Genomic DNA, 250 nt, shown 5'->3' with positions numbered 1-250 from the left:
ACATCGAAAGTCTTAACGGCTTATATCGTCGACACATCCTGGATGCGCATCTCTTTGAAACACTCGATGAGGTACGCCACGTCACAGAAGAATGGATTGAACACTACAACACAGAAAAACCACATGAGTCTCTCGGCGATTTAACGCCAAGGGAGTATTTGTTGAAATATGGACAACTCGATAAGTCTATTTCAAAGGAAGAGTTGACCACATTCCAACAAATCGACAGCAACAACAATGAAATTTTAAC

The 250-nt window shown here is 41.2% G+C and carries 1 protein-coding gene; it reads left to right on the top strand.

The features are described from left to right. Window positions 1–250: integrase core domain-containing protein (locus AABK37_RS42545; protein WP_432557298.1), on the top strand; the 250-nt coding region annotated here is incomplete at both ends.

The organism is Tolypothrix sp. VBCCA 56010 (genome assembly GCF_050875635.1).
Classification (GTDB): Bacteria; Cyanobacteriota; Cyanobacteriia; order Cyanobacteriales; family Nostocaceae; genus Hassallia.
Note: the sequence above shows the minus strand (reverse complement) of the source record. Positions and strands in the feature narration are given on the sequence as shown.